Here is a 24,725-nt window from a genome sequence, read left to right as displayed (position 1 = left end):
TTATCTAAAAAAGAAGAAATATTCCCCTCTTAAATCAATTAAGGTATAGCTGCATGTTAAGTAAAAAAAGCACTCTATTTTTGTACGCTGTACCTTTTATTATTAGTTTACTTTCTTACTTTTTTCAGTTCAGTTTCATAAATGAAGTTACTGGAAATAACGGAATAGGGTTGATAGTAACAGGCATCTTATCACTGTATTTTATCGTCATAACGTTACTCGCTTTCAGTTTAAAAGAAGCCGTCACCCCATTACTGTCGTTAGCTATACTGGCTCTTATGTTTTTACCTGTTAGACAAAATATTTCTGTCGTCAGCACTTTAAAATCAGATTCCAAAATCTATTGGATAGAGCGCTCGTATTTCACAAGCTTTTTGAGTGTTCATAAAGCTAATAATGAAATTATAACGAAGCCTGAAAGAGTACGCTTAATAGAAGATGTTGTTTACGAGGCACAGCTTAAAGCCATTGAAGGGGAAGTTTACTTAGTCTACAAAGAAAACGAGAATGACCCTGACATTTCAGAAAAAATCTAAAAATGACTAAATTACAGGTTCTAATCCTTGAAACATTAAAATTTAATGACTTTAATGTCTCATTTAAGATCTTTAATGTTTATTAAGAACTTTAATGTACGCCGACAAAAAAAAGGGCCTTTCGGCCCTTCCTTATTCCACAGTAACTGACTTGGCCAAGTTCCTTGGCTGGTCCACATCGGTACCTTTTATCAAAGCTACGTAATAGGACAACAGCTGCAACGGAACGGTATAGACAATAGGGGCTATCACTTCGTCGCAATGGCTGACGTTAAGTACGGTTAACGACTCATCGCCTTTGAAGCGGGCGTTTTTGTCGGCAAAAACGTACATCAGACCGCCGCGGGCACGCACTTCTTCAACGTTCGATTTCAGTTTTTCCAGTAAGTCGTTATTCGGTGCCACGACAATAACCGGCATTTCTTCATCAATAAGCGCTAACGGGCCGTGTTTTAACTCACCAGCGGCATAGGCTTCGGCGTGAATGTATGAAATTTCTTTCAGTTTTAATGCGCCTTCCATAGCAATGGGGTATTGGTTACCACGCCCCAGGAACAGGCTGTGCTCTTTGTTCGCAAAGTCTTGTGCTAACTCTTCAATTTCATCGGCTAAGGATACCGCTTCTTCCAGCTTAGTTGGCAACGCTTGTAGGGCATGAACAACAGCTTCTTGCTGCTGCTCTGGCATGCCTCTGTATTTGCCAATACCCAAGGTCAGCATAAGCAGGCCGGTTAACTGGGTGGTAAAGGCTTTGGTCGACGCCACACCAATTTCTGCGCCGGCACGGGTTAAAAACGCCAGATCAGATTCGCGCACCATAGACGAGGAGCCCACGTTACAAATGGTCAGGCTGCTTTTGTAGCCAAGCTCTTTGGATAGGCGCAGTGCCGCCAGGGTATCGGCGGTTTCACCGCTTTGAGAGATGGTCACCAACAGGCTGTTAGGATGAACATAGGACTTGCGGTAACGAAACTCCGAAGCAATTTCGATATTGCATGACACGTTTGCCATGGACTCCAGCCAGTAGCGCGCCACCATGCCCGCATGGTAACTGGTACCGCAGGCAACTATTTGAACGTGTTCAATGTCTTTTAAGATACTCGCTGCATCTTCACCAAATGCGTTATCCAACACGGTAGTTTCAGACAAACGACCTTCCAGCGTGTTACGCACGGCAATAGGCTGCTCGTAAATTTCTTTCAGCATAAAGTGGCGATACTGGCCTTTACCACCCGCGTCGTAGCTTACGTCAGATTCAACAATCTCACGTTCTACGGCGTTGCCTTCAGAGTCATAAATGTCGATTTCAGTGCGGTTAATATCCGCCACATCGCCTTCTTCCAGGTAAATAAACTGACGGGTCACGGGCAATAATGCGAGCTGATCTGAAGCTACAAAGTTCTCGCCAATACCCACACCAATAACCAGAGGGCTGCCAGAACGGGCAACCACTAAACGCTCGGGGTACTTGGTATCCATAACCACGGTGCCGTAAGCACCTTCCAGCTGACTTACTGCTGATTTAACCGCAGCCAGTAAATCACCATGCGTTTTACGCTCATGATGAATTAAGTGAGCGATTACTTCGGTGTCAGTCTGCGAATTAAAGACATAACCTTCTGCTTGCAGCTCTTCGCGCAGGCGTTCATGGTTTTCGATAATGCCATTATGCACTACCGCAATTTCATCTTCAGAGCGGTGAGGGTGAGCGTTAGCTTCAGTAACCCCACCATGCGTTGCCCAACGGGTATGCGCAATACCAATAGTGCCGTCTAAGGGGTTCTTGTCTATGGCGTCTTTTAATTCCTGTACCTTGCCGGTACGGCGTACGCTTTTAAGGTGATTATCAGCGTCGATAACAGCCACACCCGCCGAGTCATAACCCCGGTATTCGAGTCGTTTTAAACCTTCCAGCAAAATACCTGTTACCCGACGTTCCGACGTGGCACCAACAATACCGCACATAAATTAACTTCCTTTTTTCGACTGTGGACGTTGCCATCCGCTGATATTACGCTGCTTGCCGCGGGCAACAGCCAGTTCTTCGTCCGCTACCGCCCGGGTAATAACCGAGCCAGCGCCAACAGTTGCATTCTTACCAATGGAGACAGGCGCAACTAAAGAGCTGTTTGAACCTATAAAAGCACCATCACCAATTTCGGTGAGTGCTTTATTTACACCATCATAGTTGCAGGTAATGGTACCTGCGCCAATGTTTGCGTATTCACCCACCTGTGTATCGCCAAGATAGGTTAAATGGCTGGCTTTAGAACCTTTACCCAGACGGCTTTTTTTCATCTCAACAAAGTTTCCGACCTGCGCTTCATCCGCAAGTTCCGCACCAGGGCGCAAACGCGCAAAAGGACCGACTTTACAGCCTTTCGCCACTTTTGCGTCTTCAATATGGGAATTTGCGCGAATAACGGTGTCATCACCAATAACGGAGTTTCTTATGACGCAGTTTGGTTCAATGACAACCCGGTCACCCAGAACCACATTGCCTTCAAACACCGCATTAATATCAATAGTGACATCGCTGCCGGCACTCAGTTTACCGCGACAATCGAAGCGGGCGGGGTCAATTAAGGTGACGCCCTGGGTCATGAGCTCTTCAGCCTGACGCTGCTGCAGTGCTCTCTCTAAAGAGGCTAATTGCTGGCGGTTATTGGCACCTTCCACTTCCTGCGCATTGTCAGGCTGTGCAGTGGCAATATTAACGCCTTCCCGCGCGGCCATTGCTACAATATCGGTCAGGTAATATTCTTTTTGCGCATTATCATTGCTCAGTTGCTCAAGCCAGCTTTTTAATTTATCGCTGTCGGCAATCATAATGCCGGTGTTCACTTCATTAATCGCTAATTGCTGCGCGTTGGCATCTTTTTGCTCAACAATGCCGGTAACGCTGCGGCGTTCATTACGCACAATACGGCCATAACCTGTAGGCTCCGCAAGCGTCATAGTCAGCAGGCCAAGCGAAGTGTTTGCGCTGGCGGTTACCAATTTAATTAAGGTGGATTCGGTCAGCAGCGGCACGTCACCATACAAAATAATGACTTTTTCACTGCTTTTCAGGTGCGGAATAACCTGCTGAACCGCATGTCCTGTACCCAATTGTTCGCGTTGTTCAACCCAGGTTAAGTCATCACCTGCTATCGCCTGTTTAAGCTGATCGCCGCCATGGCCGTAAATTAAATTAATGGCGTCAGGCTTTAGCGACCTGGCTGTATCAATAACATGCTCTACCATAGGTTTATTCGCCACCTTATGTAGCACCTTAGGCAGCTCCGATCGCATGCGGGTTCCTTTTCCTGCGGCCAGAATAACAACGCGTAACTTCATATTAATGGATCCTTAATTCAGTATCGCTAGCGTAAGCCTTATGACATTAGCTTATTGTAACGACAAAAAAGGCCCTGTTGCACTAACAACAAGGCCTTTTACGTATTTTAACGCAGAAGTTTTAGCGCTTAAGCTTACGAATAATATCGATTTGAGCTAACGCACGCGATAGCTCAGCAATAGCTTCTGCATAGGTCACATCAGAACCTGAATCGGCAATGGCTTCTTCAGCGCGTTTCTTCGCTGCTTCGGCTTCCTGCAAGTCAAGCTCGTCACCACGAACAGCAACGTCCGCAAGAACAATAACGTGACCAGGCTGTACTTCTAACACACCACCGGCAACATAAAGAAGCTCTTCGTCGCCCGCTTCGCTGACATAACGAACCATACCTGGTTTGATTTTAGTCAGCAGGGGCGCGTGACCTGGGTAAATACCCAGCTCACCTTCGCTACCAGTGACCTGAACCGTTTGTACAACGCCTGAGAACAATTTGTCTTCAGCGCTAACAACGTCCAGATTTAATGTTTGTGTTGCCATTCAAACCTCCCGGTCGGTTACAGGTTTTTGGCTTTTTCTACCGCTTCTTCGATGGTACCAACCATGTAGAAGGCCTGCTCTGGCATATCGTCGTAATCACCATCCAAAATGCCTTTAAAGCCGGCAATAGTATCTTTCAAAGACACGTATTTACCTGGAGCACCAGTGAATACTTCGGCTACGAAGAAAGGCTGCGACAAGAAGCGCTGAATTTTACGAGCACGAGATACAGACAGTTTGTCTTCTTCAGACAGCTCGTCCATACCCAGAATCGCAATGATGTCTTTCAGCTCTTTATAGCGTTGCAGTACTTCCTGAACACCCATTGCTGTGTCGTAGTGCTCATCACCGATAACCTGTGGGTCCAACTGACGTGACGTTGAGTCCAACGGGTCAACCGCAGGGTAGATACCCAGTGACGCGATGTCACGGTTAAGTACAACAGTCGCATCCAAGTGAGCGAAGGTTGTTGCAGGAGATGGGTCAGTCAAGTCATCCGCTGGTACATAAACGGCCTGTACAGACGTGATTGAACCTGTCTTAGTAGAGGTGATACGTTCCTGCAGAACACCCATTTCTTCGGCCAGGGTAGGCTGATAACCAACCGCTGAAGGCATACGGCCTAACAGTGCTGATACTTCAGTACCGGCCAAAGTGTAACGGTAGATGTTATCAACGAAGAAAAGTACATCGCGACCTTCGTCACGGAATTTCTCAGCGATAGTCAAACCAGTTAGTGCAACACGTAAACGGTTACCCGGTGGCTCGTTCATCTGACCATAAACTAGTGATACTTTATCCAGAACGTTTGAATCGTTCATCTCGTGATAGAAATCGTTACCTTCACGAGTACGCTCACCAACACCAGCGAATACTGAGTAGCCGCTGTGCTCGATAGCGATGTTACGGATAAGCTCCATCATGTTAACGGTTTTACCAACACCAGCACCACCGAACAGACCCACTTTACCACCTTTAGCAAACGGGCAAATCAAGTCGATGACTTTGATACCGGTTTCTAACAGTTCGTTAGTGTTTGACTGTTCTTCGTAGCTTGGTGCCGCACGGTGAATAGACATTTTCTCTTCTTCACCGATAGGGCCCGCTTCATCAATTGGGTTACCCAATACATCCATAATACGGCCCAGGGTTTTCTTACCCACTGGAACCATGATTGATTCACCGGTATTTTTAGCGGTGATACCACGACGCAGACCGTCAGTTGTACCCATTGCGATGGCACGTACGATTCCGCCGCCCAGCTGCTGCTGAACTTCCAGAACCAAACCTTCTAAGCCACCTTCGGTCACTTTCAGTGCGTCGTATACTTTTGGTACAGCGTCTTGTGGAAATTCTAAATCCACAACGGCGCCGATAATTTGTACGACCTTACCTTGACTCATGACGTTTCCTCTAACTCTTCAATTCTGTTAACCGTTGCCGCATTATACCGCTTCGGCGCCGGACACGATTTCCGAAATTTCTTGCGTAATTGCTGCCTGACGAGCCTTGTTATATCGCAATTGTAATTGGTCAATAATATCTTCGGCATTGTCTGTTGCAGCTTTCATCGCAATCATCCGAGCGGCTTGCTCACTAGCAAAATTATCCACTACGCCTTGGTACACTTGCATTTCTACGAAGCGACGAATTAGCGTATCCAGGATACTTTCCGGATTCGGCTCATACAGGTAATCCCAGCTACCTGTCTGCACATCTTCTTCCGATCCTGCTTGCGGCAATGGCAACAATTGATGAATGGTCGGCTCCTGGGTCATCGTATTCACAAACTTATTGAATACAACGTACAAGCGATCGATTTTGCCTTCTTCAAAAGCATCCAGCATAACCTGGATAGAACCGGTAATTTCCTTCAGTTCTGGCTTATCGCCCATACCTGAAACCTGCGCTTTCAACTTACCAAAACGCTTGAAGAAACTGGTTCCTTTGCTGCCTATAGCGGCAAAATCCGCTTCAACATCCTGCTCTTTCCATTCGTTAGCGTGTTTAACGACTTTTTTGAACTCATTACCGTTCAAGCCGCCACACAAACCACGATCGGTAGACACAATGATGTAACCCACACGCTTAACCTGACGTTCTTCCATAAATGGATGACGATACTCGAGGTTACCGCGCGCCACATGACCAATCACCTTGCGAATGGTGTCCGCATAGGGGCGACTTGCCTCCATACGTTCCTGCGCCTTTTTCATTTTCGACGCAGCGACCATTTCCATAGCACTGGTGATCTTCTGAGTATTACCGATACTCGAGATCTGAGTTTTTATCTCTTTACCGCTGGCCATGACGATTCTCCTGTTAACTCAACGACAAATGGCCGCTATTGCGGCCAGGTGCGATTACCATGATTGCGTTTGCTTGAATTTCTCAAGCGCAGCTTTCAATTGCGCATCGATGTCGTCGTTATAGTTGCCAGTTTTATCAATCTCAGCCATTAGCTCGGCGTATTCGCTCGCCATGAAAGATTGCAGAGATTCTTCAAAATCCATGATTTTGTCGATTTCTACGTCTTTCAAGAAGCCTTTTTCAACGGCATAAATTGATACAGCCATTTGAGCCACGCTCATAGGCTTGTACTGTTTCTGTTTCATCAGTTCAGTAACACGCTGACCGTGCTCTAACTGTGAACGAGTCGATTCATCAAGGTCAGATGCGAACTGAGCGAACGCCGCCAATTCACGATACTGAGCCAGGGCAAGACGGATACCGCCACCCAGTTTCTTGATGATTTTCGTTTGTGCTGAACCACCAACACGTGAAACCGAGACACCAGCGTTAACCGCAGGACGAATACCTGAGTTAAATAAGTCAGTTTCAAGGAAGATCTGACCATCGGTGATAGAGATAACGTTAGTCGGTACGAATGCCGATACGTCACCTGCCTGAGTTTCAATGATAGGTAAGGCAGTTAATGAGCCGGTCTGGCCTTTCACTTTACCGTCAGTGAATTTTTCTACGTAGTCAGCGTTAACACGCGCAGCACGCTCAAGTAGACGAGAGTGAAGGTAGAAAACGTCACCAGGGAATGCTTCACGACCCGGAGGACGACGCAACAACAGTGAAATTTGGCGATAAGCGACAGCCTGTTTAGACAGGTCATCGTATACAATCAGAGCGTCTTCACCGCGGTCACGGAAGTATTCACCCATGGTACAACCAGAGTAAGCTGCCAGATATTGCAGGGCTGCGGATTCAGAAGCAGAAGCTGCAACTACAATGGTGTTTTCCATTGCGCCGTGCTCTTCTAACTTACGTACAACCGCTGAAATGGTCGAGTTCTTCTGACCAATAGCTACGTAAACACACTTAATACCAGAATCTTTCTGGTTGATAATAGCGTCTACTGCTAAAGCCGTTTTACCTGTCTGACGGTCACCGATGATAAGCTCACGCTGACCACGACCAACCGGAATCATCGAGTCAATTGACTTGTAACCCGTTTGTACTGGCTGATCAACTGACTGACGTTCAATAACGCCCGGTGCGATTTTCTCGACTGGCTCATAGCCGTCAGCTTCGATAGGACCTTTACCGTCGATAGGCTGGCCTAGTGTGTTAACCACACGACCCAACAGTTTTTCGCCAACCGGAACTTCAAGGATACGACCGGTTGATTTTACTTTGGTGCCTTCCTGCAAGTCTGCATAAGGGCCCATAACAACCGCACCTACAGAATCACGTTCAAGGTTTAGTGCGATAGCGTAACGATTACCAGGTAGCTCAACCATTTCACCTTGCAGACAGTCTGCAAGTCCGTGGATGCGAATGATACCGTCTTGAACAGACATGATGGTACCTTCGTTGCGAGCTTCGCTGGTGACTTCGAACTTCTCAATTCGCTGTTTGATCAGTTCTGCGATTTCATTTGAATTCAATTGCATGCTCAAGTCCCCAATTAGGATTGCAGTGCGTAAGCAAGTCTGTCGAGCTTGCCGCGCAAGGTGCCGTCAATAACGGTATCACCAGCTTCTATAACAAGTCCGCCAATAATGGACTTGTCGACACTGCAGTTCAGCTTAATTTTGCGTTGCAGGCGCTTCTCAAGTGCTTTAATCAAAGCCGTTTGTTGTGCTTTCAGCAGTTTAACTGCCGATTTAACATCTACAGTGACTTCTTTGTCATGTTCAGCACGAAGCGTCTGATAGAGCTCACTAACTGCTGGTAACACTGGCAGACGTTCATTTTCAGCCAGTACTTTAACGAAGTTCTTAGCGTTGTCGTCGAGCTCGTCGCCGCAAACACCCAAGAAAACCTCTGTTGTTTTCCCAACAGTCGAGGAGCTACTCAAAAATGAGGCAATAGTCTCGTCTTGCGCCACCGCAGCAGCGAAGCTAAGCATTTCTGCCCACTTATCGAGCGCTCCCTGTTCTAAAGCAAAATCAAAAGCTGCTTTTGCGTAAGGGCGAGCGACCGTAGTCAGTTCTGACATAAGCTCAAACCCCTTTATTAAAGTTCAGCGACCAGTTTTTCAACAATGTCACTATGAGCGTCTTTATCAATTTCACGCTCAATGATTTTCTGAGCCCCAGACACCGCTAATACGGCAACTTGCTTGCGCAGCTCTTCGCGAACACGATTGCGTTCAGCAGCAACTTCTTCATGTCCGGCCGCAACGATTTTTTCACGTTCTTCGTGGCCACGTTGAGTTTCTTCCTCAACAATTTTAGCACCACGTTTTTTCGACTGTTCAATGATTTCAGCGGCTTGCTGTTTCGCTTCTTTGAGCTGCTCGGCAATTTCTTGCTGGGCTTTCTCTAAATCTTTTTGAGCACGTTCACCGGCATTAAGGCCGTCAGCAATTTTCTTCTGACGTTCCTCGATAGCTTTGATGATCGGTGGCCATACAAATTTCATGCAGAACCACACGAACACGATAAACGCGATCGTTTGTCCAATTAGAGTAGCGTTGATATTCACAACGGACCTCCTTCAGTTGGTGACCGTCGAATAACGATTAGCCTGCTACCTGGGTTAAGAATGGGTTCGCAAACGTGAACAGCAATGCAACAGCAACACCGATCATCGCGATAGCATCGATAAGACCTGCAACGATGAACATTTTAACTTGCAGCTGTGGTGCCAGTTCTGGTTGACGAGCAGCAGCTTCCAGGAATTTACCACCCAGAATACCAAAGCCCAGGGCAGTACCCAGTGCAGCCAGACCGATCATGATTGATACAGCGATAGCAGTAAAAGCAACTACAGTTTCCATTGATTTCTCCAGTTTTTCAGTAGATTAAAGTTAAAAGTAAAGCTAAAAACTTTTGTTTCGAACACTAGTGTTCAGATGACGCCATGCTTAAGTAAACAATGGTCAGCATCATGAAAATAAACGCTTGCAATGTAATAACCAGAATATGGAACACTGCCCACGCAAAGTGCGCCGGTAGCTGCCAGAATCCAATCATTGCAATTAGAATAAATATCAATTCACCTGCATACATGTTACCGAACAAACGCAGTGCCAGTGACGCTGGTTTTGCTAATAACGTGATACTTTCCAGTACAAAGTTCACTGGTATTAATGCCCAGTGATTAAACGGAGTGAAAGTCATTTCTTTAGCGAAGCCTTTCACACCTTTATATTTGATTGAGTAGATAATAATTAGCGCAAATACGCTTAAACTCAATGCAAAAGTTGTATTCAGGTCAGTTGTTGGTACTACTTTCATGTACACATCATGCGGGTCTTCAACAAAGCCTAACCAATAACCGCCATACATAGCAGCTGTTGGTAGCCAGTCAACCGGAATTAAGTCCATCAGGTTCATCAGGAATATCCAGACGAAGATGGTTAATGCCAGAGGTGCTATCAGTTTATCTTTACCGTGAAAGGATTCTTTGACGCTGTTGTCAACAAACTCGACAATCATTTCGACAAAGCATTGCCATTTACCAGGTACCCCAGCAGAGGATTTTTTCGCTACTCTGCGGAAACTCCACAGAAACAGCACACCCAGTAACACGGACCAGAAGATAGTATCGACGTTCACCGCCCAGAACCCTTCACCAACCGTCCAATTTTGGAGGTGATGCTGGATATACTGAGTCGGAGTTTGTTCTCCACTTATCATGTTGTTTCCCAGTTAGGTTGATTTTAAAAATAAAACCGGTGCTATCCACTGCATGGTGACGGCGATGACAAAACCGACCAATAACCACACAGGATATAAATTTGTTACCAGCAATGCGATTGTTAACAACACTGCTGTAAGCAGTAGCTTAACGCCTTCGCCTAAAAAGAAACTTTGTACAACTTTCTGATTAGCGCGTGCGCCTGCGTGTCTAAAAGCGATAAGTGCAAATAGAGCGCTTGGTATTACGACGGTTAATCCGCCACACAGAATACCCAAAGCCGACTGTGTATTTGAAACTGCTATCGTGACAAGTGCGGCTATCAAAACCGCTATAAATTGTGTACCTACAACTTTTCCTGCCAGCTTTTTACCTACCGCATTAAGTGCCTGTGTCACGACTAAAACCTTTTAACTGGCGGCTATTTTTTTGAGGCTTTCAAGCAGCCACAACGAAACTCGCGCTAGTATAAAGATCTGCCATGTAATTGCAAACAAATTTGCCTGTAGGCGACGGTTTCTATGCCATTTAACAAAAGTTCTACAACAATCAATGCATTGGAAATTATTATTTGATGTGAGTCAGAATTCCATCCAGTTCGTCCAGGTTGGTGTAACTGATAACCAGTTTACCCTTTCCTTTACGACCATGGTTAATGGAAACTTTGGCTCCCAGGGTTTCAGACAACTTGGTTTCTAAATGCTCAATATTAGCGTCTGGCTCTGGTTTTTCGGTTTCTTTGGGAGGGTCTATTGTACGTCTGACGAGCTTTTCTGCGTCACGTACGGTCATATCTTTTGCGACAATCTGTTGTGCTACGTCGGCTTGTTGTTCGCCTTCCAGCGCCAATAACAACTTGGCATGGCCAAGTTCAATATCACCACGCTCCAGTAACACTTTAACGCCGTCCTGCAAGTTATTCAGACGCAGCAAATTGGTCACTGTAGTCCGTGATTTACCGACTGCCTGAGCAACGTCCTGGTGAGTCATCTGAAACTCGACCAACAAACGTTGTAACGCAGTGGCTTCTTCCATCGCGTTTAAATCTTCACGCTGAATGTTTTCAATTAACGCGATAGCTACTGCGGCTTCATCGGGTACGTCTTTGATTAAACAAGGAACCAGTTCAAGCTTTGCCAACTGTGCTGCACGCCAACGACGCTCACCCGCAATAATCTCATATTCGTCTTTGCCAACAGGGCGTACAACAATGGGCTGGATTATCCCCTGAGCTTTTACCGAAGCGGCTAAATCTTCCAAAGCTTCGGGTGACATGTCTTTACGAGGTTGATAGCGGCCAGGCTTTAAAAACTCAACCGGCAGCTTCTGTAATTCACCTTTAACTTCTTCCGTCACTTGCTCTGATTGACGGTCAGAGTTTTGCTGATTACTGGTCAGTAAGGCATCAAGACCGCGACCTAAACCTCGTTTTTTTGCCGACATGATTCGCTTTATTCCCTTGTTATGATTCTTTTGCTACTTCTTTACGATTTTCAGAACGTCGGATAAGTTCACCCGCTAAGGCTAAATAGGCCTTTGACCCGGTGGATGACTTGTCGTAGTACATAGCTGGCGCACCAAATGAAGGCGCTTCAGCTAAACGGACGTTGCGTGGAATAACGGTCCGGTAAACTTTTTCACCAAAGTGGTTTTTAAGCTGTTCTGAAACATCGTTAGCTAAACGGTTACGCGGATCGTACATAGTCCGCAAAATACCTTCAATTTCCAGCCCCGGATTAACCACGTCGGCCAGCTGACGAATGGTTTCCATCAACGCGGTAAGACCTTCCAGCGCATAATACTCGCACTGCATGGGCACCAGAATAGAATCTGCTGCTGCCATGCCGTTAACGGTCAGCATATTCAGCGATGGCGGACAGTCGATAAAGATATAGTCGTAGCTGTCCTGAACGGCTTTAAGCGCATTACGTAAACGCAGTTCCCGCGCAAAAACTTCCATTAACTTAATTTCTGCAGCCGTAGCATCGGCATTAGCTGCAATTAAATGGTATTTACCGTTAGTGTCTTTTACGGCAACGTCGCCGACTGGCTTTTCTTCAATCAGCAATTCGTAAATAGTATTTTCGACATCGTACTTATCAACGCCACTACCCATAGTCGCGTTACCCTGAGGGTCCAGGTCAATCAACAACACTTTGCGACGGGTAGCAGCCATGGACGCAGCTAAGTTAACTGCTGTGGTTGTCTTTCCTACTCCGCCTTTTTGATTCGCAATAGCAATGGTTCTAGCCACGGGTTTTATAACCTCTTGTTGTTGTCGGATAGTCGACTGTCGGTTGTTTTATGACCGTTTGCTTATAATGACGATATGCCGGCTCGCGTCAATGCCGGGAACGTTAATTTGCTCAATACTTTCAATTTTATATTGCTCGGGCAGCTGTTCCAGTTCGTCTTGCGGATACAACCCTTTCAACGCATAAAACCGACCGTTTTCAGCCGGTAAATGTTCACACCACGAAAGCATATCATTAAGCGAGGCAAAGGCTCTACTGATTACACCATCAAACTGCTTTTCGTCCTGATAGTCTTCCACCCGCGCCTGCACAGCCGTAACATTGGTTAGTTTTAGCTCATGACAAACCTGACGAATAAAACGAATTCGCTTGCCTAAACTATCGAGTAAAACAAATTCATTATCCGGTTCGGCTATGGCTAAGGGTAAACCCGGTAGCCCTGGTCCTGTACCTACATCGATGAAGCGCTGCCCATGTAAATACTTACGAACAGCCAGGCTGTCCATAATATGTCGGGTCAGCATATCCTTCGGATTTCTCACGCTGGTCAGGTTATAGGCTTTATTCCATTTATCCAGTAAGCCTACTAACGCCAGTTGTTGCTCAATCTGTGCTTCTGACAGGTTTATTTGTGCCTGATCTAATAATCCCTTTAACTGCTCTTTCACATTTCTTCCTTAAGCACTTTTACGCAATAAACCCTGCTTTTTCAGGTGAACCAATAACATTGAAACAGCCGCCGGAGTAATTCCGGAAATACGCGCTGCTTTACCAACGGTCTCAGGCTGATGATCATTTAATTTCGCAACCACTTCGTTCGATAACCCCTTAATTTTAGCGTAATCGAAAGGCGAGGGCAGCAAGGTATTTTCATGACGTTGTTGTTTTGCTATTTCTTCCTGCTGACGCGTTATATAACCCGCGTATTTAATTTGGATCTCAACTTGTTCTGCCGCTAAAGGATCGTCTAACCCCGGCGCAAAAAAGTCAGTTAAGGCTAAATCTTTGTAATGAATTTCCGGGCGGCGTAATAGTTCTTCGCCACTGACTTCTTTGGTGACAGGGCTTTTAACCAGCGCGTTAATTTGCTCTACAGATGCATGATCTTTATGCACCCAGGTAGTTTTTAAACGTTGTTTTTCCTGCTCGACTGATTCCATTTTCTTATTAAACGCGGCCCAGCGTTCATCATCCACTAAACCGAGATTACGACCAATTTCAGTTAATCGCATATCAGCGTTATCTTCACGCAGCAACAGGCGATATTCAGCGCGCGAAGTGAACATACGGTAAGGTTCCTGAGTGCCCAAAGTCGATAAATCATCGATCAACACACCCATGTAGGCCTGATCGCGTCGTGGTGCCCAGGATTCTTTGTCCTGAGCCTGCAACGCGGCATTTAAACCGGCAATAAGCCCTTGCGCACCGGCTTCTTCATAGCCTGTTGTGCCGTTAATTTGGCCAGCGAAGAACAAGCCGTTAATGACTTTGGTTTCCAGAGATTGTTTCAGATCTCGGGGATCAAAGTAATCGTATTCGATCGCATAGCCGGGACGTGTGATATGCGCATTTTCAAAGCCTTTAATTGATTGAACCAGACGCTGCTGAACGTCAAACGGCAAGCTGGTTGAAATGCCATTAGGGTAAATTTCAAAGGTATCTAAGCCTTCAGGTTCAACAAAAATTTGATGCGAACCTTTGTCAGCAAAACGGACAATTTTATCTTCAATTGAAGGACAGTAACGTGGTCCAACGCCTTCAATCACACCAGAATACATGGGTGAACGATCAAGCCCGGAACGAATAATCTCGTGGGTATTTTCGTTGGTATGCGTGATGTAACACGGAATTTGTTGTGGGTGATCAGAACGAGAACCCATGTAAGAAAATACCGGAGTAGGGGTATCACCCGGTTGTTCCTGCATAACAGAAAAATCAACACTGTGGCTAGCGATACGTGGTGGTGTACCAGTTTTTAAGCGTTCAACTCGTAATGGCAATGCACGTAAACGTTTTGCTAATGCGTTTGATGGAGGATCGCCTGCGCGTCCGCCCTGGTAGTTATCCAGACCAATATGGATTTGTCCGCCCAGGAATGTTCCTACGGTCAGCACTACGGTTTTTGCCGTGAATTTAAGACCCATTTGGGTAACAACGCCAGTAACGCGATCGTTCTCGACGATCAAATCGTCACAACCTTGTTGAAATATTGACAGATTTGGCTGAGTTTCCAGTGCATAGCGGATCGCTTGTTTGTAAAGCTGTCGATCAGCCTGAGCTCTGGTTGCGCGCACTGCAGGACCTTTGGATGAATTCAGTGTTCTGAATTGAATTCCGGCTTTGTCAGCTGCTTTGGCCATAACGCCGCCAAGTGCATCGATCTCTTTTACTAAATGACCTTTTCCTATTCCCCCAATGGCTGGGTTACAGGACATTTGCCCTAAAGTATCAATATTATGCGTAAGCAATAGGGTTTTAACACCTAAACGAGCGGCGGCTAACGCAGCTTCTGTTCCGGCGTGTCCTCCACCGACAACAATAACGTCAAAGTGTTGTTGGCTCTGTTGTGACATGCAAAGTGACCTTTGTTTGAAGAATAGGAAGTTAGCCGATTATTTTAACGCGATTTCACTTAAATCTAAATGGTTAAATTTCGTTCAGCGCTGTTAAAGATCTTAAAGAAGATCAGTAAAGGATCTTATTTAGATCTTTTATTACTATTACTACTAGTCAGCGGATTTCTGTGAATAGATCGCTGAAGCCCTTTTTTTATCTGTTCTAGAGCAAGATCACTCTTTGTAGATAAGTGACCTTGAACCGGGATCATAGATCGTGGATAAGTAGGGTAGTTATACACAGATCAGTTTATCCCCAGTGTTATACCCACTTCACTGACAGTGCTTAAGTGATCTTATTCCAACCTTAGTCACAAGCTGAAATCCTTGTGCACAAGCCTGTGGGTATGATCACAGAGCCTTTACAGCATCAGCGATCGCGGGCAACCAGTTTAATGCTTTCTCTTCCGGATCGTCTTCCAGCATGTCTATTTCTAAACGATCGGTCATTTGTGTTCCGCCTAATTCCTGTAAGCGTTTATCGCAATGTCGACCGGCTTCGCAGAAGGTGTCATAACAGGATTCACCAACAGCCACTACGGCATAGTTCAGTCCGGCTAAATTAGGGCTTTGGGGATCCTTTATTTCGTCGTAGAAATCGAGCATGGAGTCGGCATAATCACCCGCACCATGGCTGGCGAGAAAAATTAACCAGGGTTGATCGCTGGGTAACTTCTCAAACTCCGGTTCGTAATGGAGCTCGGTTTCAATGCCCTGCTGATTTAACTTTTCGCTGACAGTATCGGCTAAAAACTCGGTATTTCCGGAGGTTGTACCCACTAAAAGATGTAAAACAGTCATAAAATTTCTAACTCATTTGCTACTATTAAAAACACGAGAATCATACAGGAGAACCCAAATGGTAAAAGCTCTGGTTAATGTATTAGTCGCTTTTAGTGTAGCAATAGTTTCAACGAATGTTTTTGCCGGCATTGAGTCACCCAAACAGGTGTCAGATAAGTTATGGGTGATGGGCACACCATCAAATGAGCAGTTGGCTGACTTTGCTGATGAAGGTGGTGAGGTTGTTATTAATCTGCTTTCACAAAAAGAAATGACCGACAGTGAGGAAGCCGCAGTGGTTACCCGTAATGGCATGGCGTATTACCATGTTCCGGTCAATGGAGCCGATGGAGTAACGCTTGCTAACGCACGCCTGATCGATCGTATTTTATTAAAGAACAGCGACAAAACGGTGCTGGTGCATTGTGCTTCGAGTAACCGGGTTGGCGCTTTAATGGCTTTGCGAGCCGGTTGGTTAGATGGAATGCCGGTAGAAAAAGCGTTAGAAATTGGACGTGAACATGGCATGACGTCTCTGGAGAGTAAAGTGAAGTCGATGCTTTCAGAACAGTAAAATGAATTGCAAAGGTACTACAGAATAGAAAAAGGCCAGCTCAAATGAACTGGCCTTTTTTCAAGGTACCATCGTTATTTTAAGTGCTCTTTCAGTAATTCTGGTTGGCGTTCCGGCGTGAATATTTCAATCCAGTAGCCATCCGGGTCTTTAATAAAGGCAATACCCTTCATTTTCCCGTCGTTCGGGCGCTTTTGAAACTCTACGCCCATTTTATCGAAACGCTCACAGGCGGCATCGATATCCGGTACGGCGAAACCTATGTGACCAAAACCTTTGGGCTCTTCATTACCACTGTGGTAAGACACCGAGTCGTCGTTCTCGTCGCCCCAGTTGTGAGTCAGTTCCAGCATGGCCGGCCGACCAAAGGTCTGTTCAATGCGTTTGTCGTGGTCGGTTGACCAGTCTTTATGTTGTTCCGGCGACATGGCAGCCATGAAATACAACGTAAACTCCATTTCCTGGAAATCCAGGCGTTTGACCAGGGTCATGCCCAGAACTTCACTGTAAAATTTTAAGGTGCGCTCGGGGTCTTTAATGCGGAACATAGTCTGGTTAAACACAAAGTCGTGTGTTGCGGGGTCATGTTGTTCAGACAGACCCTTGGCTTCATCAAAATGTCTGCTCATAATGTCATCCTTAGTCGGTTCATTGAGTAACTGTTGTTACACTATGTATTGGGTTTAGCAGGAGAGAGTTCAAGTCGTGAGCTGGGCGGTTTATCTAATTAAATGTGCAGACAATACGTTTTATACCGGTGTTACAACTGACATTAAACGGCGTGTGACTGAGCATAATACGGACGATAAAAAAGGCGCTAAGTACACCAGGGCGCGTCGTCCGGTAGTACTTGTCTGGAGTGAGGAGCACCCAAATAGAACGAAAGCATGCCAGCGGGAATATGAAATAAAACGCTGGTCGCGCGCTAAAAAGGCAAAGTTAGCCGGTTAAATTTAACCGCTTCTGACCCGTTAAAAGGTGCTCGAGAATGGCGTTTTTGTCTTTTATTCCCAGTTTGTCGCTAATTTGGGTAAGCTTTATTACGCGATGGTAGAAACGTGCTTTACGTCGGTTGTATTGGCTTTCGGTGAGTTTTGTTTTGTTCAGTTGGTCAATTTCTTCGGTCAGAGTTTGCAGTAAGCTTTGATAACGCGCTTTTAAATTGGTTGGATAAATAAGTCGATAAGCAATTAATGAAAGAAGAGGAGCGGCAACGACTGCCAGAGCAATACTCGCCGAATGACCAAGGTGGAACGAATAACTGATAGAGGGCTGCATTAACAGTAGAAAGACCAGGTTGAAATCCATACTGCCGTTCGCCGTTTTTTGATGAGCCATAGGAAAACCCGCCAGCAAAATAACCGGCATTAAAGCAACCAGCATCCATAAAATGGAATCCTGATATTGCCAGACTGTTGCCTGTATAAGTACGGCTGCCAGCGCGCCGGCACACTGCCCAAAAAATACATATTTCATGGTTAATGCCGGATTGTCTGCGGTGGAGAATAGCGTCAACATAACTGAAGCACCCAGCATTAAATAAGCGAATTGAAATAATTCGGTATACCACCAGCTTGCGCCAATGAGCCCCATAATAACGAACGTTCGTATGGCGGCCTGGCGTGCACCCAACCAGTCGCGATGCAAAATGGTTTTGCTGAGTAAGGTAGAAGTGGCGGTTTTGCCTGAATCACGAAAAGATAACCGGTCATTGGTTGCTTCAACGAATTCATTAAAACGCTTTTTCAATGCGGCGTTTTTAATGGATTCCAGAGCATTTTTAAGAGGTTCTATAATTTCAGTTCGTTTAGCGGAAGCATTTAATTTATTTGACGCGTCGAGTAAGTAATCGCTTACTTCCAAATTTTTTTCTGGCTCCTGGATATTCAGTTCAGCCAAAAACCCCAATTGGCTGTTAATAACTACACGTAACGTTTTGGCCGATTCATGAGCACTGACAGAGCCGGTACCGTGATCGAGCAGTTGGGCTTCCAGTGCTGCCAGTTTTGATAATTTATCGGCAAGGTTCAAATCGTTATTATCCGGTTCGGCGAAGTAACGGCTAATATCGTACAAGTTAGCCGCGGTTTGTCGGCGAAGTTGGTTAATTAAGCTTTGTTCCGCTCTTTTATAAGTAAAAGCCCAGCCAATAACGAGTGATGTCATAATGCCGACAAAAACCGTGAGTAAACGGTCAACACCCAGCGGCATGAGTGCGTCTGAGCTTTGTGTTAGCAACACCACCATGGACGCTGAATAACCGGCAAGTATGGTGCCGTAAGAAATGAGCCCGTGCAGTAAATTACCCGTGTAAACACAAAGCGATACCCACAGAGTTAGGCCGGCCACCAGCCAAATGATCTCACCGCCGGCAGTAACCACCAGCACCATACCGAACATAGTCCCTAAAAGAGTTCCTAACGCCCGGTATGCGGCTTTTTCTATAAGAAGACCACGAGTTGGCTGGGAAACAGCCCAAACCGTCATAGCAGACCATTGCGGATGCTCTAAGCCCATAGCCCAGGCAATAATAAGAGATAAGCAGGCAGCAACGCCGGTTCGAAAGCCAAACCGCAGGCGAACATAGTCAAACCCCCATTGCGCTAACTTGTCTTTCACTGGTGTCCCTTACCTTATGGAAACTTGGTTATTTATTATATTGCCGTTGATTATAATGGATCGGATTCTGGATGGCTTGCCAGTAATATTTCGGAATTTGACGGTTGATGTTATTGCAAAAGTAGGCGAGCGTAAAATTACAATAGTAATGCCGCTAAGCGATTCATTGAAAAGGTGGTATTGAAGCACTGAAACGCCAGGAAATACTAAACATCAGGCGTAAAAACTGAATATTCAATAGCGCATCCAAAGTGGCTCTAAAAGTGAATACTGAGTATAGATTGGAGGTCAGCAAGTTAATGTGCACGTGGGATTTGTCTTTGGCAAACATAGACACAACGGCGCTACGAATAGCCAAAGCTCAATTTATACAAAAAACGGCCTGACGGCCGTTTGATTAGTGAGTCTGCAAAAATTTGATACTCTAACAACATCATATTTGCCAGAGTTTCACATCAGACGTTAGAACTTAGTTCTATCCATATTAAACTCAACAGTAGCTTCACCTGTCGCCAGATTAAAGCTTGTCAAACGACCAGAACATCTTGCACGATCATTATAAGTGCCGTCTTCATCTTCAGCGATAACATCCTGTGGAATCATGTTGCCGCTACTATAATCATTTATTGTAGTAAAGCGAAAATGGCATTTTGGACCATAGCTACTGTCTGAAAAACCGTATTCCATATCAACTATTTCTACAACTCCAGGGTAAACTGGAAGCGCTATAAATTGATCTAAGCCACCAGTTGTAATCGTTGACGAAGGACTAGGAACGTAATTAGAAACTTGAGTGTCGTAACTAAGCAATTCCATTTCGTAGTCTGAGTTATTGTTGACTTTAACGTTAATTGCAGCAGATGCCGATACTGACGTTATTGCTAATACTGACAGTAAATACTTTTTCATATAAATTTCCTTATTTAGAGATTAGTACATTAATTTAAGATTTTGTTGAAACATATTCACCAGAGGGATCGTCCAGATAAGATTGAAGATCTCCAGAATGGCTATAACTCAAGCGGGTTTTATCTTTCTTAGTTTCCTCAAGCTCTTCAAGAGAAAGTGGCTGACCTAATTTCCCATCTTCTAATTTTAGGCTTTTTCCTAAACTATCCAATTGCTCCCTAGCTTTGGGGAGGTGGTGTTCTTTAATATCCTTAACTGCCTGAGCATATCGTTCTCTCATTTCAGGTGTTTGACCGTTATTTGCGTAGTCAGCGAATTTCGTTATCGCCTTTTCCAATGACGATACATTACCCACCTCACGATTGTAGGCGAAAAATAAATCCATGGTTGAATGGCTAATGTTCATGTGTTTTGTACCTATAACTTTATCGATTCACATAGACTAAGAATAGTTATAGATATCAAAGTAGCAAGTATATTTAATGTTAAATTTAAAAAAATTATACGAACCGCTAATTGCGAGTCAGGATGAGATAAGCTCAGGGTTTCTTATAGTTATGGACTATTTTTTGCGTTACACCAGTTTGGGAACTCGCCTTTAGTTTCAAGTGCGGCAGACAGTACTTCCGGCTCGGTGCAAATGCGGAGAATCAGATGTAGGCAATTGATCTTTTGCGGCGTTCTCGTCGGTATTTTCAGACTCGTATTGAGGTACTGATCTATTTACCAATACAGAATGTTTATTATCTTTTAAAAACAGTAACTTGCAAGTTTTACGGAGCACTCTCGGAGTGCTGGAATGTGCGAAAAAAAGTGTAAATATTTGCAAGTTTCCGTAGATCCGAATGCCGGTGCCCCATCAATGAACCGGGAAAAGTGGGAAACTGGGAACATAAAGTATCTCCTGTTCGATTATTCTGCATCTGTCAATATCCACTCCTAATTGAGTGGTATGACCGACTGCCAAGTTGTTCGCCCCTATGACAGTAGAGTTACTCCGACTTCGAAATAAGATCTTCAGCTTGGGATAGAAATAAGGCGAGCTCTCTGTCTTTTCCTACCCCCTCTGATTCCAATTCTTCCATAGGTCTTAACATAGCAAGGTCGTATGCGTCTCCTGACAAGTTATCTAATTCTACATTAGCTTGCTTCAGTTCGGTTAAATAGTATTGGCACCACCTAGTGAATGCCAATATCCACATTGAGACTACCAAAGCATCGTTCCAGCAAGACCAGTTGGAAGTACTTGCCAGAGGTTGTTGTAAAACTCTTTTCTGCTTATTTAAGATGGGTCGAATCATACCAATTACTTTTCTTTGTTGCTCAGGCGTACTATGAGCGAAGATAAATGCGCAAGTATTTGTCATCTGCCCTTCCCGTGAAAGTTGGAACAGTCTTGAATTCCTGCTTTCAGCTGGGCCTATCAATGAAACGATTTCCTCGAGCCAGATTTTGCAGGCATCATCCGTATCAGCTTGCTCACTTTGAAGTAGAGGTAAAACTAGATCCCGAAACAACCACGGTTCTGTCCATGGTAATTGGCGCATATGGCCTCTCATCGAATCGATTACGTGCCTCAAATCACTTTCAGATAGCTGTTCTGGTAGTTCGTTTTTGAGTGCGACTAATAATTTCTCGTATTGATCACGTTTTCTTTCATCATTTGCCGATCTGTTAACCAACCAACCTAAATATCTTACCTTTTCCGTGTGGTCAAATCTTGAAAGCAAGCCCAGCTCTGATGTGACGTCTTTAGTTTGATGAATCATCTGCTCTAGAGCATATAAGCCCATCCATCGAATTAAACCGTTACAACTATTCAATAAAGTGCATGTGCGGGAATAGTTTGGTAGCAGCTCTATGGATAGGGAGATCTCGCTAACAATTTGGCTTAACAATGACAGCCTAATTATGTCAGCATGATCCGGCTCTTTCGGAATTTTAGGCGATTCTTCAGCAACCAGTTCTAACAATGATTTTGGGTCATAGGACCAAAGCAGTTTTATTGCAAAATATTCTGGCCAAGTAAGTGCTGTATATTTAGTCATATGACACATATGATGAAGCTGGTAAGAGCTACACAGCAGCTTTTCAATTGGTCTTTGAAATAGGTGAGGTTCTAAGACAGTTATATCAGAATCCAGATCTTTATGGGTCCGCTGTATCGATTTAGTAAGGTACCCCAGGAGATTCTCTAAGAACGAGGTTTCACTTAATATTTCTTGAAAATCTGTATCACCAGCTCTAGAGTTTGCCAAAAATTCACCAACCACTTCCCATTGATCCATGAAATCTTCAGAGCTGACCTTTTTCTTTACCCAGGCTAAGAACCCCTGAGGATCGATCAAGTTAAGTGAGTCCCCTTCTAATAGCTCAAGAGATATCAACTTGTCTTTCAGTGGTGCACCGTATAATCCTATTAATGAAGGCTCGTTAGCCCATATTGATAGGATGTCGCCTGCTAATTCATTATTCAGTATCTTTAGTGGCTCGTATCTTACAGTTTTCCTGGGAGCATCGGAAGAAACATAGAGTTCGGTTAATCCAGGGTTATTTTCTTCAGAATCAGATTTTTTTGCCTCTAATTCTTTCAAAAGACTGCTTTTATATTTTTCGACCTCTAATAAAGTATCAGATGGTATCGGCGTAATAAGTAAGGGATAGTTCTCTGCCACCTTCTGCAAGGAGTTAGACAAATTAAATCCAGCTATTGGTAGGCCGTCGCTCCCTATAATCAGAATATATCGGTCATGGAGTTTACCATCTTTTAAGCCAATGATTCTGAGGTTTATTTTTGAGAGAGTTCGTTTGTTGTTTTCACAAGCAGTAACTAGATCATCTACTCTGTTACGATTAGTAGGATTTTCTTCGTCGCCTTTTTGCTTTGGTAGTGAAGTAAACACAATGTAATTACATTTAGGCGCAGCATATAAAGAAAGCAACGATAATCCGGCTGAATCAAAATACGGATCAAAGATTATAATTTGACTGTCATTATATTTTGAAAAAAGAGATTTGAACCATTCGACAAACTGTAAACGGCCTTCACCATCGCTTGGTCCATAACGTTCGAAAAACCTTGCATCGGATTTTTTTGGGTGCAGCTTGTTGAAAATAGGGCTTATTTCGCGGTTTATAGCAATCCAAGGGTCGGCTTCTCGGCCGCCAACTTGGCTAGCAAACCCATGATTTCCTGTGTTTTTAGTTAGTACTGCTTTCACGCGGCTTGATTGCTTTTCTTTTACCGTGTTATCTAACCAATCAAATTTAACGGAGCTTGAATTACCACCGGCCACATTAGCTTGAAAGTTAATTTCTCGAATATATCCGGTACGCCACCTGCAACATAATATATTTTCTTCGTTATCTTCGGCATTAAAACCATAGATTTCTAGTTCAGTAGAGTCAGCGATGGATCTAATTGTTTTATCAATATCGAATTCGCGCATATACATGCGGTTGTCGTACTTTTTCGCATTTGCAATTCTTGAGTATATAATTTGGCTGCTGTTAAAGATCTTAATGCTGAATATAAAACCAGAGTAATTAGGAAGATTTTTGGAGTCGAATTTAACGCTTAACTTTCGTCTTTTATCGCCCCAAAAAACTTCAAGTAAATTTTTCTCTTTGTCATCTAAAGTCGGGAAGACAAGAAATTCGATATCACCAAACCGCACTTTATCGTTCTGTTCAAAGTTCAAGCCAGTGTCAAAGTTTAGATGTTCGACAATAAACTTTATTAGGTCGGATCGATAATTATGATCTGCTTGGAAGATAGATAATTTATCTACTTGAGTGATCGATGCGCTCATGGCACCCGCTGCTCCATGGGGGCTAGTAGTCGAGTGAAGTTCGAACGCATCCTTGTTGATAAGATATGTTACGGGTTTATAAACTAAATTTTTTGGATCTAAAAATATTGTGCCGAATTTATCATCAAACTTATTGCTTCGCTCAAGACCTAAAGTATTGCTGATCGTGGAAATCTTAACTCCATTACAAAGCATTTCCAGAAAATCACTTAACAAATTGCTATCGATGTAAAGATTGAGGCGAGTGATTTTCGCTCTGCAATGTTCAAGAGTCGAAAATTTGTCGTTATTGCTGAAAGACCAAGAGTTATTAGAATGTGAGTATGGTACTACACGACCATAGATAATCCGGTTTTTAGTTGTTTCTGTGGAAAGAATTTGAAGAATCCAAAGCTGTACTGCGCATGGTCGAGAGTCATCATGGAATAAACGAGCCAGTCTAGTGTCGCCTATTAGGTCTTTTAATGTTGTGCTGACCTCATTATCGTTAAATCCTTTGTTCATTATTGCCTCGATTTATGCTCTTGTATCAACTTTGTAAATTGGTACGTCCCTCGCCGTTACCATCTATCATTTTATAGTGTTTTACAATGGCATGAGTTTCAACGTGACGGCAGTGTACCTGCCGATTTATATGTTTGAGCTC

At 44.4% G+C, this 24,725-nt stretch carries 24 protein-coding genes; 3 read left to right on the top strand and 21 right to left on the bottom strand.

Features of this window, described 5'->3' with window-relative positions; translation table 11 throughout:
• The first annotated feature begins 53 nt into the window (after positions 1-53).
• Positions 54-536 (top strand): hypothetical protein, encoded by a 483-nt coding sequence (locus RJ32_RS04565; RefSeq protein ID WP_034819479.1) that lies wholly within the window; start codon positions 54-56, stop codon positions 534-536.
• Positions 537-668: 132 nt separating this feature from the next.
• Here RJ32_RS04565 and glmS read toward each other — a convergent pair whose 3' ends face one another.
• From glmS to RJ32_RS04485, 16 genes are all read right to left on the bottom strand, one after another.
• Positions 669-2,501 carry a glutamine--fructose-6-phosphate transaminase (isomerizing) gene (gene glmS / locus RJ32_RS04560; RefSeq protein ID WP_034819476.1) on the bottom strand — a complete coding sequence of 611 codons (1,833 nt, stop codon included), beginning with the start codon at positions 2,499-2,501 and terminating at the stop codon, positions 669-671.
• 3 nt (positions 2,502-2,504) lie between these two features.
• A complete protein-coding gene (gene glmU / locus RJ32_RS04555; protein WP_034819474.1) occupies positions 2,505-3,875 on the bottom strand; it encodes a bifunctional UDP-N-acetylglucosamine diphosphorylase/glucosamine-1-phosphate N-acetyltransferase GlmU in 1,371 nt (456 codons plus the stop codon).
• A gap of 121 nt (positions 3,876-3,996) precedes the next feature.
• Positions 3,997-4,413 carry a F0F1 ATP synthase subunit epsilon gene (locus RJ32_RS04550; protein ID WP_011235841.1) on the bottom strand — a complete coding sequence of 139 codons (417 nt, stop codon included), beginning with the start codon at positions 4,411-4,413 and terminating at the stop codon, positions 3,997-3,999.
• Between the two features lie 17 nt (positions 4,414-4,430).
• On the bottom strand, positions 4,431-5,816 hold the full coding sequence (gene atpD, locus RJ32_RS04545; RefSeq protein WP_011235842.1) for a F0F1 ATP synthase subunit beta: 1,386 nt from the start codon (positions 5,814-5,816) through the stop codon (positions 4,431-4,433).
• A 42-nt stretch (positions 5,817-5,858) separates the two neighbouring features.
• On the bottom strand, positions 5,859-6,722 hold the full coding sequence (gene atpG / locus RJ32_RS04540; RefSeq protein WP_011235843.1) for a F0F1 ATP synthase subunit gamma: 864 nt from the start codon (positions 6,720-6,722) through the stop codon (positions 5,859-5,861).
• A 54-nt stretch (positions 6,723-6,776) separates the two neighbouring features.
• The gene (atpA, locus tag RJ32_RS04535; RefSeq protein ID WP_011235844.1) at positions 6,777-8,318 is read right to left on the bottom strand and encodes a F0F1 ATP synthase subunit alpha; all 1,542 of its coding nucleotides are present in this window, start codon (positions 8,316-8,318) and stop codon (positions 6,777-6,779) included.
• Between the two features lie 14 nt (positions 8,319-8,332).
• Positions 8,333-8,866 (bottom strand): F0F1 ATP synthase subunit delta, encoded by a 534-nt coding sequence (gene atpH, locus RJ32_RS04530; RefSeq protein ID WP_011235845.1) that lies wholly within the window; start codon positions 8,864-8,866, stop codon positions 8,333-8,335.
• Between the two features lie 17 nt (positions 8,867-8,883).
• Complete coding sequence (gene atpF / locus RJ32_RS04525; protein ID WP_011235846.1) at positions 8,884-9,354, bottom strand: F0F1 ATP synthase subunit B; 471 nt, start codon at positions 9,352-9,354, stop codon at positions 8,884-8,886.
• A 37-nt stretch (positions 9,355-9,391) separates the two neighbouring features.
• Positions 9,392-9,649 carry a F0F1 ATP synthase subunit C gene (atpE, locus tag RJ32_RS04520; protein WP_011235847.1) on the bottom strand — a complete coding sequence of 86 codons (258 nt, stop codon included), beginning with the start codon at positions 9,647-9,649 and terminating at the stop codon, positions 9,392-9,394.
• 64 nt (positions 9,650-9,713) lie between these two features.
• On the bottom strand, positions 9,714-10,511 hold the full coding sequence (gene atpB, locus RJ32_RS04515) for a F0F1 ATP synthase subunit A (RefSeq protein ID WP_011235848.1): 798 nt from the start codon (positions 10,509-10,511) through the stop codon (positions 9,714-9,716).
• Positions 10,512-10,523: 12 nt separating this feature from the next.
• Positions 10,524-10,910 (bottom strand): ATP synthase subunit I, encoded by a 387-nt coding sequence (locus RJ32_RS04510; RefSeq protein WP_011235849.1) that lies wholly within the window; start codon positions 10,908-10,910, stop codon positions 10,524-10,526.
• Between the two features lie 169 nt (positions 10,911-11,079).
• The gene (locus RJ32_RS04505) at positions 11,080-11,955 is read right to left on the bottom strand and encodes a ParB/RepB/Spo0J family partition protein (protein WP_011235850.1); all 876 of its coding nucleotides are present in this window, start codon (positions 11,953-11,955) and stop codon (positions 11,080-11,082) included.
• A gap of 19 nt (positions 11,956-11,974) precedes the next feature.
• Positions 11,975-12,766 carry a ParA family protein gene (locus tag RJ32_RS04500; RefSeq protein ID WP_011235851.1) on the bottom strand — a complete coding sequence of 264 codons (792 nt, stop codon included), beginning with the start codon at positions 12,764-12,766 and terminating at the stop codon, positions 11,975-11,977.
• A gap of 48 nt (positions 12,767-12,814) precedes the next feature.
• Positions 12,815-13,435: a 16S rRNA (guanine(527)-N(7))-methyltransferase RsmG gene (gene rsmG / locus RJ32_RS04495; RefSeq protein WP_034819462.1), complete on the bottom strand. Its 621-nt coding sequence runs from the start codon at positions 13,433-13,435 to the stop codon at positions 12,815-12,817.
• A 9-nt stretch (positions 13,436-13,444) separates the two neighbouring features.
• On the bottom strand, positions 13,445-15,340 hold the full coding sequence (gene mnmG / locus RJ32_RS04490; RefSeq protein WP_034819460.1) for a tRNA uridine-5-carboxymethylaminomethyl(34) synthesis enzyme MnmG: 1,896 nt from the start codon (positions 15,338-15,340) through the stop codon (positions 13,445-13,447).
• Between the two features lie 393 nt (positions 15,341-15,733).
• Entirely contained in the window at positions 15,734-16,183 is a 450-nt protein-coding gene (locus RJ32_RS04485; RefSeq protein ID WP_034819458.1) for a flavodoxin domain-containing protein, read from the bottom strand.
• Between the two features lie 58 nt (positions 16,184-16,241).
• Here RJ32_RS04485 and RJ32_RS04480 point away from each other — a divergent pair, with 58 nt between their 5' ends.
• Positions 16,242-16,739 carry a beta-lactamase hydrolase domain-containing protein gene (locus tag RJ32_RS04480; RefSeq protein ID WP_034819456.1) on the top strand — a complete coding sequence of 166 codons (498 nt, stop codon included), beginning with the start codon at positions 16,242-16,244 and terminating at the stop codon, positions 16,737-16,739.
• Positions 16,740-16,813: 74 nt separating this feature from the next.
• Here the strand turns inward: RJ32_RS04480 and gloA are convergent, their stop codons facing one another.
• On the bottom strand, positions 16,814-17,368 hold the full coding sequence (gene gloA, locus RJ32_RS04475) for a lactoylglutathione lyase (protein ID WP_034819454.1): 555 nt from the start codon (positions 17,366-17,368) through the stop codon (positions 16,814-16,816).
• Between the two features lie 76 nt (positions 17,369-17,444).
• On the opposite strand from gloA, the gene RJ32_RS04470 reads away from it, so the two are divergent.
• On the top strand, positions 17,445-17,690 hold the full coding sequence (locus tag RJ32_RS04470) for a GIY-YIG nuclease family protein (RefSeq protein WP_034819452.1): 246 nt from the start codon (positions 17,445-17,447) through the stop codon (positions 17,688-17,690).
• On the opposite strand, the gene RJ32_RS04465 is transcribed toward RJ32_RS04470, so the two are convergent.
• From RJ32_RS04465 to RJ32_RS04450, 4 genes are all read right to left on the bottom strand, one after another.
• On the bottom strand, positions 17,679-19,358 hold the full coding sequence (locus RJ32_RS04465; RefSeq protein ID WP_034819450.1) for an FUSC family protein: 1,680 nt from the start codon (positions 19,356-19,358) through the stop codon (positions 17,679-17,681). The genes RJ32_RS04470 and RJ32_RS04465 overlap by 12 nt on opposite strands.
• A gap of 462 nt (positions 19,359-19,820) precedes the next feature.
• The gene (locus tag RJ32_RS04460; RefSeq protein WP_034819448.1) at positions 19,821-20,267 is read right to left on the bottom strand and encodes a hypothetical protein; all 447 of its coding nucleotides are present in this window, start codon (positions 20,265-20,267) and stop codon (positions 19,821-19,823) included.
• 34 nt (positions 20,268-20,301) lie between these two features.
• Complete coding sequence (locus RJ32_RS04455; RefSeq protein WP_051018726.1) at positions 20,302-20,673, bottom strand: hypothetical protein; 372 nt, start codon at positions 20,671-20,673, stop codon at positions 20,302-20,304.
• Positions 20,674-21,259: 586 nt separating this feature from the next.
• The gene (locus RJ32_RS04450; protein ID WP_034819446.1) at positions 21,260-24,583 is read right to left on the bottom strand and encodes a VPA1262 family protein; all 3,324 of its coding nucleotides are present in this window, start codon (positions 24,581-24,583) and stop codon (positions 21,260-21,262) included.
• Positions 24,584-24,725 lie beyond the last annotated feature (142 nt).

The organism is Idiomarina sp. 28-8 (genome assembly GCF_000320945.2).
Taxonomy (GTDB): domain Bacteria; phylum Pseudomonadota; class Gammaproteobacteria; order Enterobacterales; family Alteromonadaceae; genus Idiomarina; species Idiomarina loihiensis.
This window is presented reverse-complemented; position numbering and strand designations above follow the sequence as displayed.

Bases quoted from the DNA above. Each gene is read 5' to 3' on its own strand.
- glmU (WP_034819474.1), bottom strand. From the start codon at position 3,875: ATGAAGTTACGCGTTGTTATTCTGGCCGCAGGAAAAGGAACCCGCATG.
- RJ32_RS04450 (WP_034819446.1), bottom strand. From the start codon at position 24,583: ATGAACAAAGGATTTAACGATAATGAGGTCAGCACAACATTAAAAGAC.
- atpH (WP_011235845.1), bottom strand. From the start codon at position 8,866: ATGTCAGAACTGACTACGGTCGCTCGCCCTTACGCAAAAGCAGCTTTT.
- atpB (WP_011235848.1), bottom strand. From the start codon at position 10,511: ATGATAAGTGGAGAACAAACTCCGACTCAGTATATCCAGCATCACCTC.
- RJ32_RS04460 (WP_034819448.1), bottom strand. From the start codon at position 20,267: ATGAAAAAGTATTTACTGTCAGTATTAGCAATAACGTCAGTATCGGCA.
- atpA (WP_011235844.1), bottom strand. From the start codon at position 8,318: ATGCAATTGAATTCAAATGAAATCGCAGAACTGATCAAACAGCGAATT.
- RJ32_RS04455 (WP_051018726.1), bottom strand. From the start codon at position 20,673: ATGAACATTAGCCATTCAACCATGGATTTATTTTTCGCCTACAATCGT.
- atpG (WP_011235843.1), bottom strand. From the start codon at position 6,722: ATGGCCAGCGGTAAAGAGATAAAAACTCAGATCTCGAGTATCGGTAAT.
- gloA (WP_034819454.1), bottom strand. From the start codon at position 17,368: ATGAGCAGACATTTTGATGAAGCCAAGGGTCTGTCTGAACAACATGAC.
- atpE (WP_011235847.1), bottom strand. From the start codon at position 9,649: ATGGAAACTGTAGTTGCTTTTACTGCTATCGCTGTATCAATCATGATC.
- RJ32_RS04565 (WP_034819479.1), top strand. From the start codon at position 54: ATGTTAAGTAAAAAAAGCACTCTATTTTTGTACGCTGTACCTTTTATT.
- RJ32_RS04480 (WP_034819456.1), top strand. From the start codon at position 16,242: ATGGTAAAAGCTCTGGTTAATGTATTAGTCGCTTTTAGTGTAGCAATA.
- RJ32_RS04550 (WP_011235841.1), bottom strand. From the start codon at position 4,413: ATGGCAACACAAACATTAAATCTGGACGTTGTTAGCGCTGAAGACAAA.
- atpD (WP_011235842.1), bottom strand. From the start codon at position 5,816: ATGAGTCAAGGTAAGGTCGTACAAATTATCGGCGCCGTTGTGGATTTA.
- mnmG (WP_034819460.1), bottom strand. From the start codon at position 15,340: ATGTCACAACAGAGCCAACAACACTTTGACGTTATTGTTGTCGGTGGA.
- glmS (WP_034819476.1), bottom strand. From the start codon at position 2,501: ATGTGCGGTATTGTTGGTGCCACGTCGGAACGTCGGGTAACAGGTATT.
- RJ32_RS04485 (WP_034819458.1), bottom strand. From the start codon at position 16,183: ATGACTGTTTTACATCTTTTAGTGGGTACAACCTCCGGAAATACCGAG.
- RJ32_RS04505 (WP_011235850.1), bottom strand. From the start codon at position 11,955: ATGTCGGCAAAAAAACGAGGTTTAGGTCGCGGTCTTGATGCCTTACTG.